The sequence below is a fragment of the Corallococcus sp. RDP092CA genome (assembly GCF_041903675.1).
Taxonomy (GTDB): Bacteria; Myxococcota; Myxococcia; order Myxococcales; family Myxococcaceae; genus Corallococcus.
Window position 1 is genome coordinate 100827 of record NZ_JAYESI010000016.1, and the last position, 14105, is coordinate 114931.

Below are 14105 nucleotides of genomic sequence, written 5' to 3' on the forward strand. Positions count from 1 at the left end.
GACGGAGGCAAGGTGTGGACGCCCAGGCCGGTTGCCAGGGCCGCCTGGCCGAGCGCCCCACCCCCGGGCACGAGGGCCCGCGGAATGAAACGGCGTCACTCCACGGACAGCAGGCCGCGCACCACCGCGCCGCGCCGCTGCGCCGTGGCCTGGGCCCAGCCGCGCAGGAGCGCCAGCACCTCCGAGGAGAAGCCGGGCCTGTCGAGCAGCGTGACGGTGGTGGCCGCCCCACCCGTCTGCGCCTGCTCGAAGCGCGCGGTGAGCCAGCACGCGCCGGCGCCCGCGTCCTCGAGCACCCCGCGCGACACCTCCAGCTCCAGCAGCGCGGAGGGCGCCAGCCACGCCTCCGCCCAGCACAGCCGCCGCTCCAGCAGCGCGCCCAGCGACTCGCTCGCGGCCGGGGCCTCCAGCGCCAGGGGCGCGCTGTCGCCCGCGGGCAGGTACACCTCGCGCAGCGAGGGCGGCTCGCGGGTCAGCGCGTGCGCCGTCGCGCGCAGCCACAGGCGGCAGTCGCGCAGCACGTCCGCCGAGGACACCTCGAAGGGAGGCAGCGGGTGGCGCGTCGCGGCGCGGCGGCTGCCCTTGCGGTCCGCCTCCACCTCCACGAAGGGGGACACGCGCGCGCCCCCCTCCACCTCGCCATCCACCTCCAGCGCCAGCCGCTCCAGCCGCGCGCCCCGGCCCAGGCCGCGCCACAGGTCCACGAAGCCCGCCGCCAGCGGCGCCGCGTTCGCGACCGAGTACGGCCGCCACTCCACGCGCTGACACACCACGCGCGCCGACGGCACGTGCGCCCCGGGCGGCCCCAGCCCCAGGGTCAGGTCGGCGCCATCCACCGTCACGCGCGCGGACAGCACGTGCCGCACCGGGCCCTCCAGCAGCCACACCCGCAGGGCGCCTCGCGGCACCGCGCCCTCCACGTAGCGGGCCCCCAGCAGCCACAGCTCGCCCTGGATGAGCACGTCCTCGCCCCGGGGCGCGTGCAGGTTCGGCCTCGAGTCCTGACAGCCCAGGACCCAGGCCCCGCGGCCCTCCTGGACCCAGCGCACCCGAAGGCCCTCCGGCAGCGCCTCCAACGCGCGCCGCGTGGCCTCCGCCTCGCTCATTCCCTCCGCCATTGGGCCCCTCAACCAAACAGCGCTACGGTATTCTTATGTAATAATTGTTATTCACCCTCCGTGTCAGCTCGTATTTCTGGGTTTCCCGAGTGGGTAGCGGGGAACCCGGTGGGTCTGGGTGCGGAGCCCTAGGAGGGCTCAGGGGGTGGGAGGCCGGGGGGCCCGGGCTCCGAAGGCGCGCTCCAGGAGGGCGTCGCTGGAGAGGCCGGGGCTGGCCTTGGCGGCCTCGACGTCCAGGCCCTCGCCGTGGCCGCGGCCCTGGCCCTCGAAGCGGACCTGGGGGCCGTCGAAGGAGGCGCGCTGGGGGCAGGAGGGCAGCTTCAGGCCGGCGCGCAGCATGTCGCACGGGAGGGAGCTCGCGTCCTCGTAGGGGGCAGCGGGGGTGCCCTCCGTGCGCAGGTAGCGCACGCGACCGGCCTCGAAGCGCAGCGAGACGAGGTTCGCGCCCAGCAGGGCCTCCACCTCCGCGCGGGGGCGGACCTCGCTCCACGGGGTGGCGCCCCCCTGCGAGAAGGTGAGCCACGCGTCCCACTTCAGCGGCTTGAGCCGGAGGGCGCGGGACTCCTCGGGGCGGACGCGCACGGTGCCCCGGAAGGCCTGGCAGTGGGTGGTATCGCAGACGGCGCGGCCGGGGTGGCGGGGCTCGGCGTGGCGCTCGTTGTGCGCGACGACGCGGGCCAGGGCGACGCGGGCTTCGCCGTGGAGCGTGACGTCCTCGGCGGCGATGACGCCGGCGGTGTACTGCACGCGCGTGGTGCGGAAGATGAAGTCGGAGCCGCGCCGGGCCTTGAGGGCGCTGGGCGTGGTGGGCACCCCGGGGGGCGGACGGTACGGCGGGGGCGTGGACCAGGTGAAGACGCCCGCGTAGTCGCGGCCGCCGTCGGGGCCGTCCGGGAAGCGCACGCGCCAGGGGCTGCCCAGGCAGACGGCGGGCCCCCTCGCGGTGAGCGCGTCCAGGCGCGAGAAGTCCCCGGGCGCGGCGCGCGGGGTGCCGTCATCGAGCGAGAAGCCGGCGCCCGCGCAGCGGGCCTCCACGGTCGCGGAGGGCAGCAGGCCGAGCACCTGCACGCGCGCGGCGTCCAGCCCCGCCTGCCGGTGCACGCGGGCGAGGAGCGCGGGGAGCTCGTTCACGAAGTGCCGGGGCATCTTGCCGGGGCGCACGATGACGGCGACGAGGTCCGCGTCCACGGCGGCGATCCACCCGAGCTGCGGGCGGCTCGCGGCGTCGCGCACGGTGCCCGTCTTGGTGGCGACGCCCTTGAGGGCCTTCGACGTGGCCAGGCCGCTGAGCGTGCCCTCATCCACGTTGCCGGTGAGGAGCGCGAGCACGTCCGGCCGCGCCTCCGCGAGCAGCCGGTACGCCTGCGCCATGCCCCACGGGGACAGCCCGTGCGCGGAGCGAAGCCCGATGGCCTCCGTCATGTCCGCGGGCAGGCCGGTGAGGCCCACGGAGGACAGCACGGGGCCCCAGACACCGAAGCCCGCCGGCGCGCGGCCCGTGGCCTCCCAGTCCAGGAACCAGCCGTTGCACGAGCGCAGGAGCGCGGTCCGCGCGTCCACCTTCGGAGGCAGGCCCGCGCCACAGGCCCACTCCTGCACGCCCGGGCGTGGCGCGAGGAGCGGGGGCGCGCTGGCGCCGCGCGGCGAAGCTCCCGCGTCCGCTCGCGCGAGGGCGGTCCCCGCCGCGTACAGGAACGGCTTGAGCGCGGAGCCGTAGGGCACCGCGCGCCGCACGTCGCCCTCGGCGAACAGCACCTCTCCCGAGTGCCGGCTCACCACCACCGTGGCCGGCGCGGGCGCGAGCACCGCCACGTCCGCCAGCTCCTCCACCGTCAGGGTCGCGGCCCACCGCGCGCCGTCCTGACACTGCCGCAGCCTGCGCGTCAGCGCGGCGGGGAAGCCGGTGTGCTCACCGAGGATGCGCGCCAGGCCCCTCCGCGCTCGCCGCGTGTCCACCGCCGGCGCGCTGGCCACCGCCTGCGCCGCGCTCGACAGGGATTGATAGGGCCCGTCGCGCCACGCGGGCAGCTCGCCGCTCACCGTCAGGGCGAAGGCCTCGTGGAAGAGCCGGTCCTCGCTGGACGCGGGACAGGCCCACCACAACAGCTGGTGCGCCAGCTCATGCCGCAGCGCCGTGCGCGTCCTCGCATCCAGCACGCCGGGCGCGTTCTGCCGCAGCTCCACCACGCCGGGCCGTCCCTGCGCGTTGCGCTCGGGCGGCAGCGCCGTGCCCTGCTGGAGCGCCACGGTGACGGGGGCCCTCGTGGGGAGGCCCCCCGCCTGCGCCGCGTACTGCGCCTCCAGGGACGTCCAGGCGGCCTGGGCCTCGCGGCGCAGGTCCGCCTCCGGGGTCACGTCCCCCCGCGTGACGAAGGTGGGCGAAGCCGACAACACCACGGCGACGGCGACGGCCCACCCCATGGGCTACAGGTCACTCACGGACGTCTTCGAGGGCACCACCTTCAGCACGTCCGACGCCGTGCGGCCCCGGATGCGCGCCGAGTACATGTCCTCGATGGTCGCGGGCGGCGCCGCGAACGTGCCCGCGAACTGCGCGCGCATCACGTAGCCCACCGTGCGCGGGCTGTCGCTCCACCACGCCGGCTCCTCGAAGAAGAACGTCGCGTGCGAGGGGTCCAGTTGCCGGCGCTTGAGCGCCTCCGGCGCCAGCGGCAGCGAGTGCGGCGGCCCCCGGAAGACCTTGTCCTCCTGGAGCGGGACGAAGCCCGCCGGCACCGCGTCCTCCACCACGTAGTACGCGGAGCGCGCCCGGTTCTCCCCGCGCGCGTCCAGCTTCAGCTCCACGTAGACGTCCTCGCCCTGCGTCACGGACGCGCCCGCCTCCAGCCTCACCTTCCCGCCCTCGCGCAGCACGTAGTACGCGCGCTCCACGGACATCCCGTTCACGCGCGGCTGCACGTCCTTGAGCGGCGTCGCCGCGGCGGCGCGCAGCGTGGCGACCCCGTCGAAGCCGCCCACGTCCACCGTGCGGGTCCCCGCCGGCAGCGTGGCGACCAGGCCCATGCCGCGCGGCGCGAACCTCACCGGCGCCGACGCGCCCTTCACCTCCGGCGGCGCCATGCCCTTGAAGGCCTTCGCGTCGCGCTCCACCAGCCAGAGCGAGTGCAGCAGCGCCGTGCTCCGGTCGAAGGTGGACAGGCCCGGCTCGCTCAGCATCTCCAGGATGCGCTTGCGCGCGCGCGTGAGGTCCAGCGCGCCGAACGACGCCGCGTGCGCGGTGATGGCGGTGAGGCCCACGCGCCGCAGCGGGTAGCGGTAGAACGCCTCGGGCGTCTCCGCGTCCCCCTGGAGCCCCGCGAGCCTCGCGAAGCCCTCGTTGCTCTCCTTCACCAGCCCCTGGATGCGCTCCTGGAGGCCGGGCTCCTTCATCACGCCCGCCTTCTCCGCGGCCAGCACCGCGAGCGCCAGCGGATACAGGTCCCCCGGCTTCGCGGCCTCCACCAGCGCGCGAACCCGCGCCGCCTGACGCGGGCCCTGGAGGCGCGCCAGCACGTAGGCGCGCGTCGCGTCGTACTCCGGCGGCAGGTGCTCCTGCGCCTCCAGCCACTTCGCGCTCTCCTGGATGCGCACGTCGTCGCGGTCCACCAGCCCCGCCTCGGACGCGTACGCCAGGCCGTCCAGCGCGATGAGCGTGAGCGGCAGGCTGGGCTCGTTGTAGCCGCCGAACCAGGTGAAGCCGCCGCCCTTCACCGCGAGCCCCAGGATGCGCGCCGTGCCCTGCACGGAGCGGCTGCGCGCCTCGGCCAGCAGCGCCTGCGACTCCGGGTCCAGCTTGTCCAGCGCGCCCGCCTTCTGGAGCACCTGGTACACCGCCACGTTGGGCACCGTCGTGGAGACCAGCTGCTCCAGGCACCCATACGGGTACGTGAGCAGCTCGCGCACGTTGGTGAGCGCCGCGTCCACCGTGGACGGCTGGAGCACCAGCTCCACGCGCGTCAGCGTGGCCGCCCCCGGCGCCTCCAGCGCCAGCGCGCCGCCGCCCCACGCGCTCACCTGCACGGGGTCCTCCACCGCGGCCGGCGCCACGTCGAAGCGCTTCAGGTCGCGCAAGGGGTCCTCGCCGCCCGCCACGTCCACCGCGAGCTCCGCCGGGCCCGTCCTCGCCGCGCGCAGCGTCACCGGCACCACCTGCTCGCCGCCCTCGCCCAGCTCCAGCTTGCGCTGGAGCGACTCCGCCTGGAGCGCGCCGCCCGGGCGCAGGCTGACGTCCAGCACCTGGCTGCCCTTGGACTTCGAGCCCGCGGCCAGGCGCACGGACGCGAGCGCCTCGTCGCCCTCGCGCAGGAACTGCGGCAGCGCCGCGTAGACGTTCAGCCCGCCGCGCGTGGCGAACTCGGCCGTGCCTTCGCCGAAGCGGCCGGACGTGTCCGCCGCCACCGCCGTCACCACCCACAGCGTCTGGTTGGAGGGCAGCGTGAAGCGCACCGTCGCGCGCCCGTCCCGGTCCGTCACCACCGCCGGGTCCCAGTGCGCCGTGTCCTTCTCCAGGTCCTTCGCGTTGCGGCTGGGCGGCTTGATGGACGCGAACGCGTGGTCCGGCAGCCCCGCCAGCTTGCGCGCCAGCTGCTCGCCGTAGCCGTAGCCCTGGAACTCCGCCGAGTAGAAGCTCGTCACGTTGTCGCGCGCCGGCGGATAAAAGAAGTCCAGCACACCGGGGCGGAACTCGGACTGGATGGCGTAGACGGCCTTGTCCACCACGCCCACGGACAGCTGCGCGGACACGCCGTTGCCGTCGCTGTCGGTGACGCGCACGTCGATGGCCTGCTCCGTGAGCGGCAGCGCCTCCGCGCGGCGCGGCTGGAGCGCCACCGTGAGCGTGCGCTCCCTGGGCACCACGCGGAAGGCCACCGTGCGCTCCTCCCAGCGGCCCGTCGCGGTGGGGTACGCCACGGACGCGTACACCGCGCTGCCGAAGCGCTTCTCCACCGGGAAGGAGTGCACCAGCGTGCGGCCCTTCAGCGGCACCACCGCGGTGCCGTACAGGCCCGCGCCCGTCAGCGTCACCCACACCGGCCCTTCGTCGCGGCCGCCCTGGCCCCAGGCGTCCGGCAGCAGCGCCACCAGCTTCGCGCTGTCCCCCGGCGCCAGCGTGCCGGACAGCGACGCGAGCGTGAGGTTGGGCACCTGCGCCACGGGCTCGTCCGCGCCGCCGATGACGAGCAGCGACTCCTCGCCCGTCCACGCCTCGCCCTTCTTGTCCTTCACCGTCACGCGCGCGAGCACCGTGCCCACGTCGGAGGTGGGCACCTGCTGCCGGGACGTGCCGTCCTGCTGCGTGGTGAAGGGCCGCGAGCCCAGCGCCTTCTCGCTGCCGTCCGCGCGGCGCAGCACGAAGTCCACCGCGCCCGTGGTGACGCCGTAGGGCTTGCCGGACAGCGTGGTGGCGCGCACGGACAGCTGCGCGTCCGCGCCCTTCTGCACCACCGCGTCCGAGTACCGCGCCACCCCCAGCACCTCCACCTTCGACAGGAAGAAGGCTGCGGTGCCGGTGGCGAACGTCTCCTGATCATCCCGCGCGCGCACGGTGAGGCTGTAGCGGTACGGCAGCCGCTCCTCGCCCGGCTGGAGCGCGGGCACGGCGATCTCCACCTCGGCCTCGCCGTCCGCGTTGAACTCGCTGGCGGAGGCCCACGGGTCGTCCGTGGCCTGGCGCTCCGCGACGGAGGAGTACAGCCGCTCCGGCACGCTCAGCTTGCCCTCGCTGCTGGAGGCGGTGCCGTACGTCACCGCGCTGCCCTGGCCGCCGCGGCCGGAGTCGTCCACCCACGCGGGCGCGTCCAGCAGGCTGCGGTAGAGGAACACCTCGTACTTCGCGCCCTTGGGCACGCCGCCCGCGTAGCGGCGCGCGCGCACCGTCACGGCCACCGTCTGGCCCGGCACCACCGTCTCCGACCTCGGCTGCACCTCCAGGTAGAACGTGGGCTTCACGTAGTCCTGCACGCGCGCCTCGCCCTGGTAGGGCCGGGCATCCAGGTCCGCCTCGATGCGCAGCACGCCCGTGCCCAGGTCGTCCGGCACCTTGAGCGTGCCGTTGAACGCGCCGAACTCGTCCACCGCCGCGCGGGTGACGAGCTCCCGGCCCTCCTGCGACACCAGCTTCACGCGCACGTCGCGCTTCTTCGGCGTGAAGAGCCGCGCGAGGAACGTGTCCGGCTGCCGGACGAGCCCGCGGAACTTCACCTCGTTGCCCGGCTTGTAGATGGGCCGGTCGCTGTAGATGAACACGTCCGGCGCCACCGCCAGCGCGGAGTAGAAGTCCGTGTCCACGATGGCCGTGTCCTGCCCGGCCGTCACCGTCGCGATGATGCGCGGCTCCGCCACCGCGAGCGTCACCTCGCCCTTGTCGTCCGTGGTGCCCGCGGGGCCCTTGCCCGTGGGCAGGTACACCTGCACCTGCGCGCCCGCGCGCGGCTGCTGGTCGCGGCCCGCCACGCGCACCAGCACCTGGCCGTCGGTCTGCTTGAGCTGCACGGTGACGTCGCTGACGACGAGCACCACCTGCCCCTCCACCCGGCCCTGCACCAGCTGGAGCACGTAGGTGCCCGCGGGCAGCGGCGCGAGCAGCACGCGGCGCTCCTGGAAGCCGCCGCCGCTGTCGCCCGTGTCGAAGCCCGGCACGTTGAAGTCCCGGTTCGCGCCGCCCAGGTCCAGGTTGAGCCACTGGCTGCGCACCACGGAGAAGCCCGGCGGCGTGCCCACCAGCTTCTCCGGCCCCTCGGCCACCTTCGCCAGCGGCTCGCCGGACGAGGACGCCCCCTGCGACGCAGGCAGCGCGTCCGACACCTCCTGGCGGAAGGCGGGCGACAGCGCCTCCAGCAGCGCGATGCCCGGCGAGCGCACCGCGTTGAGGCCGCGGCTCAGGCCCCGGCCCGGGTTGAGCAGCGTGGGCGGCGCCTCGTACGCGCGCCGCAGGTCGCCCTGCGCGCGGATGAACGCGTCCAGGTTCGCGGGTTGGAGCACGCGCAGCTCGACGGGGCCCTTGTCCTCGAAGGCGACGTCCACCGCCACCGGCTCGCGGGTGCCGTAGGAGCGCGGGACGGTGATGTAGAGCGGCTTGGCCAGCGCCACGCCGGACAGCAGGAGCGCGGCCAGCGCCGCGAAACGCACGGAGGTCTTCATGTCCCGAACCCTTCCGACAGCATGACGTAGCCCTGCACGCGGCCGCGGAAGCCCAGGTACGGCAGGGCCTCCAGGTCGCGGCGGGCCGCTTCGATTTCCGGGGGCAGCGCCCTGGGCAGGGGCGACGCGCGGTCCACGCGCGCCTCGGACGTGTAGCCGTCCACGGCGAGCCCGCTGAACAGCCGCCCCGTGTTGACGCCCAGCACCACCGTGGAGGGCGCGCGCAGCCCCGTCACCACCGGGCCCGCGGCGTTGAGCATGTTGGGCGCGCGGCCGTCGCACGCCTTCTGGAGCCGCTCCACCTCCGCCTGGCTCGTGGCCAGCACCACGTGCTTGCACAGCGTGGCGCGCACCAGCGTCCGCGCGCCGCCGGAGAACAGCGCGGCGAGCCCCTCCGCGTCCTGCGCATCCCCCCACAGCAGCGCCAGCTCCGGCTCCATCGACGCGCTGCCGCGCGGCGTCCACACCAGGGCCACCTGGCGCGCGCGCGTGCGGGGCTGGCCCTCGTGCGCCCAGAAGGCCTTGAGCTTCGCGGGCTCCAGCGACTCCGGCAGCGTGAGCTGGAACGCGAACAGCACCGGCGTGTCCTCGGGCACCAGCTTGAGCAGGTCGTCGGACAGGGGCCTGCCGTCGTTGGCCATCGCGTCCGGGCGGAGCTTCCCGGCGATGCCCCTCGCCACCAGCCGGTCGCCGTCCACGCCCAGCTGGAGCCGCGCGTCCGCCCCCAGGCCGAGCACGTGGGTGAAGAGCTGCGCCTCGCGGCCGTAGGCGTCCGGGTCGAAGCCCACCTCCACGTCCACGCCGTCCTCCGCGTCCAGCTCCGGCAGCGGGCCGCACAGGGCCTGGAGCACCACCACCGGGTGGCGCGAGAGCACCAGCCGGTCCTCCGTGCGCGCCGCCCACAGCGTCTGCTCGGCGACGAGCCAGCGCGACAGGTGGAAGCCGTCGCCCGGCGGCGGCGGCTCCGTCGTGCCGCCGGGGCAGGAGGTGGCGCGCAGCTCCCCGCGCTTCGCCACGGCGTCCAGCGCGTCCCAGGCCGCCCGCGACGCCTTGCTCGCCTTCGGGACGATGACGGCGGGCGTGCCCACGCGCGCGTCGCCGTTGAACCACACCGTGCGGAACGGCGTGTCCAGCAGCGGCCCGGCGACGACGTCCAGCACCGCGCCCTTGAAGGACGCCTTGAGGTCGGTGCCGGTGGAGCCCAGGAACGCGGCCCAGCCGCTCGTGAAGCCCTGGCCCAGCGGCTTGTCCCACTGCGCCTTCAGCCACGCGTTGCGCGCCAGCGCGTCGCGCACCTTCGCGGGCGCGTGCACGTCCACCCAGATGGCGGGGCTGGCCGCGGAGCCGGGCACCTCCATCAGGGTCGGCTCGGAGGGCACCTCCGGCATGCCCTCCACGGAGGCGCCCGCGGACGGCGGCCCCTTGGGCTCCCCGGAGGAGAAGGCGGGGCCGGAGCCGCCGCCGCCGCTCTTGCGGCCGATGACGAAGGCCCCCACGCCCACGCCCACGACGAGGGCGCCGAGGAGCGCGATGCGCGCGGTGGACGAGGGGCCCTTGCCTCCGCCTCCGGCGGGGGGCGGCGGGCTCACGGGAGACGTCATGACATCCACTCCTTGAAGCGGAAGAAGCCGAGGAAGGCGGCGTTGGCCGGCACGGGGCGCCACTCCAGCGGCGCCTCGGTGGCGAGCGAATCCAGGAGGCCGGTGCGCACCCGCGCGCCGGCCTCACCGGGGTGGTAGACGACGCGCGCGGGCGCATGGGCCCGGTCCTCCGGGCGCACCACGAGCATCAGGTGGAAGACGGGGCCCTCGTCGTGCTCCTGGCGGAAGGCCACCACGTCCCCGGTGCGGAGCTGCTCACGCGCCTCCAGGCCCCGGCCCAGCGGCAGGAAGCTGCGCGCAAGGAGCGTCTCCGCGTCCGCGAAGTCGGAAGGGGCGCCGCGCGCGTCCCGCCACAGCGGCGACGCGAGCCGCGCCGAGGCCACGCGCCGGTACGCCGTGCGGTACGCGTAGCGGATGAGGCCCGCGCAGTCGCGCTGCGCGGGCTGCCACGCCGCGTCCGGGGCCTTCACCTGCGCGAGCGCCACCTGCGCGACCTCCCGGCGGAGCAGCCGCGCGCGCGTCTCCGGGGCGACGGGCTCCGGGGCGAGGGACGCGGCTTCGCGCGCGGGAGACACGGGGGCCGTCCCGGACGGAGCGGGCGCGGCGTTCAGCAGCAGCGTGAGCATCAGGACGCGCATGGCGGGGCCGAGCCGGGAGCGCCGGCCGCTTCAGTAGCCTTCGTCTCCACCGCCGCCGTCACCGCTCTTCTGGAGCTCCTTGAGCGCCTCCTCCAGGTTCGTGGGCCAGCCCTTCCCCTTCGGCTTGGGGTCCGCGGACGGCACGTACACCTCCGCCTGTCCGTCCCCCAGGATGTTCACCCACGCGAGCACCCGCGTCGTCCCCGGCGTCGCCAGCGGGATGCGCACGCGGCGGCGGAGCTCGCCCGGCGTGCCCTCGAAGAGCGCCAGGTTGAGCGTGGCCACCGTGTGCGCCTTGTCGCCGCTGGGCCAGTAGTTCGTCGCCACCAGGTACACGCCCTTCGGCGGCGCGCGGTGGATGTAGAGGTACGGGCCGTACGCCGGCTGGTCGAAGTCGCCGCCCTGCTCGTTGAGGAAGAACGTGCCGCCGGACGGGCTCTCCGTGTTCGCCCAGTACACGTGCGCCATGGACGCCACGCTCAGCGTGTCGCCCTCGCTGCTCGCGTCCGTGGGCTCGTAGATGTGCAGGTCCGTGTAGACGCCGTCCGTGTCGCTCGTGAGGATGGCCTTGAGCGGCACCGGGGGCACCTGCGCGTAGCTCGTCGCCTGCGCGCGCGCCGTGCCGCCCTTGTTGGTGGCCATCACCGTCACGACGTTCTTCCCGCTGGCCGCCGGGAACTTGCGGCTGAAGCGCCCCCCTTGCGTGCGCATCAGGTAGCGGTCGCCGTTGATGGACACGACCACGGGGTCCACCGTGGGGTCGCTCACCGTGCCCTCGATTTGGAGCATCCGGTCCACCGTCCACCCGCCGGACGGCGCGCTCAACACCACCTTGGGGACCGTGTCGCCCCGGCCAATGGGCACGCCCTGCTGGCGGGCGTTGACCGGCGGCGCCGTCTGCGTCAGCAGCCCGGCGAGAAGGACGGAGAGCATCGTGGGACCTGGAGCCTGGGAGTGGGGTGCGCGAACCGCGTGTCCGCGAGGAAACACAGCGTGCGGCAAGCTCCCACTTCTTTCAAGCCACCCGGCCCCCGCCAACGACCCCGCCCGGAAGCCCCCCCACCGCGACGCCGGGCGGCGCGGCCTTCGCCTTCCTTCCTCGCGCGCCCGTCCGTCCGCCCTGCGCCCGGGCCCGGACACCCACGGTCACGCGCCGGAAGGGCAGCGGCCTTCCGCCCCCGTCCTACTGCGGGCGCTCCCAGCCATGGCGGTTCACGAAGTCCGACACCATGGCGGCCGTCGTGTCGCGGATCTTCTCCACGTCCGCCGCGGACTTGCCCGCCGTGTCCTCCATGGGCCAGTCCTCGCGCTTCTGGTCCGCCACCACCGGCGCGTCCGGCAGGCCGCCCAGCGTCACCAGGATCTGCGCGCTCTTCGCCAGCTCCGGCGTCAGCCGCTGCGGCCTGGCGTCGCCCAGGTCCACGCCCATCTCCTTCATGGTGGCGAGCACCTCGGGGTGCAGGCGCTCGGCCGGCTGCGTCCCCGCGGAGATGGCTCGCGCCTTCGCCGGGTCCGCCAGCAGGTTGAAGAAAGCCGCCGCGATCTGCGAGCGACCCGCGTTGTGCGTACAAGCGAAGATGACCGTGTTCATCGCACCGCCTTTGGAGTGTTGAAAATCGTGAGGTTCCTGGGCTTCCAGGGAAGTATCACATCCTGAGTGGGGAGGAGGACAACGCTCGCCCGCTTCCCCGAAGGGGCCTGCTGTGACGGGGGATATGGGTAGGATTTGACTCCGCGCGAACCCTTTCCTCGAGCGGAAGCCGGGGGGATGGCTAGGTTGGAGGGGTCATGCAAAGCACCCCTTCCTGGGCCTGGGTTGTCTTCTGGGCGCTGCTCCTGGCGCTGCTGGTGGTGGACCTGCTGGCGCACCGGGGCGGGCGGGGGCAGTCGCGCCGCGCGGCGCTCCTGTGGAGCCTGGCGTGGGTGGGGATGGGGCTGGGCTTCTGCGGCTTCGTGTGGGTGACGCTGGGCAGCGCGAAGGGGCACGAGTACCTGGCGGCGTGGCTCATCGAGAAGAGCCTCAGCCTGGACAACGTCTTCGTCTTCCTCGTCATCTTCCGCAGCCTGAACGTGCCCCAGCGCTACCAGCACGAGGTGCTCTTCCTGGGCATCTTCGGCGCGCTGGTGTTCCGGGCCCTGTTCATCTTCGTGGGCGCGGCGGCGCTGCAGCGCTGGGGCTGGGTGTCCTACGTCTTCGGCGCCATCCTGCTCGTCACGGCGTGGCGCGTGCTGCGCGAGGACCCGTCGAAGCAGGAGGACAACCGCGTCGTGGGGTGGCTGTCGAAGCGGCTGCCGGTGACGGACCGGGTGGAGGGGCCGCGCTTCGTGGTGAAGCACGAGGGCCACCGGTTCGCCACGCCGCTCCTGGTGGCGCTCGTGGGCCTGGAGGTGACGGACATCCTGTTCGCGGTGGACTCGGTGCCGGCGGCGTTCTCCGTCACCACCGACACGTTCATCCTCTACAGCTCCAACGCCTTCGCCATCCTGGGGCTGCGCGCGCTCTACCTGGTCATCTCCGGGGCGGTGGGGCAGCTGAAGTACCTGCACTACGGGCTGGCCGGGGTGCTGGCGTTCGCGGGCGTGAAGATGGTGGCGGAGGCGTGGGTGCACATCCCGCCGCTGCTCTCCGTGGCCATCATCGTGGTGCTGATTGGCGGGGCGGTGGGCGCGAGCCTCGCCCACCGGCGCTCCGCGCGTCAGGTGGAGGCCTGACGCTCAGGGCGTGGGCAGGCCCGCGGTGCCGGCGGGCTCCAGGGGCCGGATGAGCAGGTCGTCGAACGTGGGGTTCGCCGCCTTCGCGATGCGCTCCGCGTGCTTCTTCAGGAGGGCCGCGTTGGCGTCCTTCACGTCCTTGCCCGAGGCCAGCTCCAGCTGGGTGATGTACTTGCGCAGCCCGGCGCGGCGCTGCTCCAGCTGCAGCCGCTCCGCCTCGGTGAGCTTCGGGTCCTCCAGCTGCGGCGCGATGGCGGCGAGCTGCGCCTCCAGCTGCGCGAGGTTCGTTGGATCCGACACCTGGGACGCCATCGCCACGCCCGCGTCCGGCGCGGCCTCGGGCGGGGGGTAGACCACGGCGGTGAGGCGGCGGAACTCCACGGGCGACATGCGCTGCGCCTCCAGGTTCTGGAGGAGGACGGACTGGGCCTTGCCCGCCATGCGCAGGGAGGCGCCGGCGGCCTTCAGCATCGCGCGGCGGCTTCCGGTGCTGAGCTCGCCGCCGTGCGCCTGGACGTACTCCAGGCTCTCCCGCTGCATCACCTGGTAGGCGGGCAGGGTCGCCTCGCGCGCCGCGAGGTAGGCCTCCAGCCGCGCCTCGTCCAGCGGCAGCAGCTTGCCCGCGGGCGGCGGCTGGAAGGGGTAGCGGGCGTTGAGCTCCATGACCTTCTGGGCGCGCTCCTGGGTGTTCATCAGCGCCTCCACGCCGCCGCCCATGGCGCGGTCCGCCCAGTACCCCGTCGCGACCAGGCCGCCGCCCACCAGCGCCAGCCCGCCGACACCCAGCCCCAGCCCGAGGATCCACTTCTTGTTCATGGCGCCGCTCCGCTCTCCGTCCGGCAAGGGCGGGGCCCGCCCGCCGCCGGAGCCCCTTTGCTACCCGGGCCGTCCCGCCA

The 14105-nt window shown here is 74.4% G+C and carries 9 protein-coding genes; 1 reads left to right on the forward strand and 8 read right to left on the reverse strand.

From position 1 onward, the window contains the following. Nucleotides 1-95 precede the first annotated feature (95 nt). The 7 genes from U8525_RS18785 to U8525_RS18815 all read right to left on the reverse strand — a co-directional run bounded on the left by U8525_RS18785 (nucleotide 96) and on the right by U8525_RS18815 (nucleotide 12088). Nucleotides 96-1118: a hypothetical protein gene (locus U8525_RS18785; RefSeq protein WP_374267594.1), complete on the reverse strand. Its 1023-nt coding sequence runs from the start codon at nucleotides 1116-1118 to the stop codon at nucleotides 96-98. A gap of 138 nt (nucleotides 1119-1256) precedes the next feature. Further along, nucleotides 1257-3539 (reverse strand): hypothetical protein, encoded by a 2283-nt coding sequence (locus U8525_RS18790; protein ID WP_374267596.1) that lies wholly within the window; start codon nucleotides 3537-3539, stop codon nucleotides 1257-1259. A 3-nt stretch (nucleotides 3540-3542) separates the two neighbouring features. Then, complete coding sequence (locus tag U8525_RS18795; RefSeq protein ID WP_374267598.1) at nucleotides 3543-8258, reverse strand: MG2 domain-containing protein; 4716 nt, start codon at nucleotides 8256-8258, stop codon at nucleotides 3543-3545. After that, complete coding sequence (locus U8525_RS18800; RefSeq protein WP_374267600.1) at nucleotides 8255-9859, reverse strand: hypothetical protein; 1605 nt, start codon at nucleotides 9857-9859, stop codon at nucleotides 8255-8257. Before U8525_RS18800 ends, U8525_RS18795 begins: the two co-directional genes overlap by 4 nt. Then, a complete protein-coding gene (locus tag U8525_RS18805; RefSeq protein WP_374267602.1) occupies nucleotides 9856-10497 on the reverse strand; it encodes a DUF1175 family protein in 642 nt (213 codons plus the stop codon). Before U8525_RS18805 ends, U8525_RS18800 begins: the two co-directional genes overlap by 4 nt. 30 nt (nucleotides 10498-10527) lie before the next feature. Beyond that, nucleotides 10528-11430, reverse strand: coding sequence for a DUF2135 domain-containing protein (locus tag U8525_RS18810; protein ID WP_374267604.1), 903 nt, complete (start codon nucleotides 11428-11430; stop codon nucleotides 10528-10530). A gap of 250 nt (nucleotides 11431-11680) precedes the next feature. Next, nucleotides 11681-12088, reverse strand: coding sequence for a low molecular weight phosphatase family protein (locus U8525_RS18815; protein ID WP_374267606.1), 408 nt, complete (start codon nucleotides 12086-12088; stop codon nucleotides 11681-11683). Nucleotides 12089-12285: 197 nt separating this feature from the next. Here U8525_RS18815 and U8525_RS18820 point away from each other — a divergent pair, with 197 nt between their 5' ends. Then, nucleotides 12286-13209, forward strand: a complete 924-nt coding sequence (locus tag U8525_RS18820) for a TerC/Alx family metal homeostasis membrane protein (protein ID WP_374267608.1) — start codon at nucleotides 12286-12288, stop codon at nucleotides 13207-13209. A 3-nt stretch (nucleotides 13210-13212) separates the two neighbouring features. Here the strand turns inward: U8525_RS18820 and U8525_RS18825 are convergent, their stop codons facing one another. Beyond that, complete coding sequence (locus tag U8525_RS18825; protein WP_374267610.1) at nucleotides 13213-14025, reverse strand: hypothetical protein; 813 nt, start codon at nucleotides 14023-14025, stop codon at nucleotides 13213-13215. Nucleotides 14026-14105 lie beyond the last annotated feature (80 nt).

Bases quoted from the DNA above. Each gene is read 5' to 3' on its own strand.
- U8525_RS18785 (WP_374267594.1), bottom strand. From the start codon at position 1,118: ATGGCGGAGGGAATGAGCGAGGCGGAGGCCACGCGGCGCGCGTTGGAG.
- U8525_RS18790 (WP_374267596.1), bottom strand. From the start codon at position 3,539: ATGGGGTGGGCCGTCGCCGTCGCCGTGGTGTTGTCGGCTTCGCCCACC.
- U8525_RS18795 (WP_374267598.1), bottom strand. From the start codon at position 8,258: ATGAAGACCTCCGTGCGTTTCGCGGCGCTGGCCGCGCTCCTGCTGTCC.
- U8525_RS18800 (WP_374267600.1), bottom strand. From the start codon at position 9,859: ATGACGTCTCCCGTGAGCCCGCCGCCCCCCGCCGGAGGCGGAGGCAAG.
- U8525_RS18805 (WP_374267602.1), bottom strand. From the start codon at position 10,497: ATGCGCGTCCTGATGCTCACGCTGCTGCTGAACGCCGCGCCCGCTCCG.
- U8525_RS18810 (WP_374267604.1), bottom strand. From the start codon at position 11,430: ATGCTCTCCGTCCTTCTCGCCGGGCTGCTGACGCAGACGGCGCCGCCG.
- U8525_RS18815 (WP_374267606.1), bottom strand. From the start codon at position 12,088: ATGAACACGGTCATCTTCGCTTGTACGCACAACGCGGGTCGCTCGCAG.
- U8525_RS18820 (WP_374267608.1), top strand. From the start codon at position 12,286: ATGCAAAGCACCCCTTCCTGGGCCTGGGTTGTCTTCTGGGCGCTGCTC.
- U8525_RS18825 (WP_374267610.1), bottom strand. From the start codon at position 14,025: ATGAACAAGAAGTGGATCCTCGGGCTGGGGCTGGGTGTCGGCGGGCTG.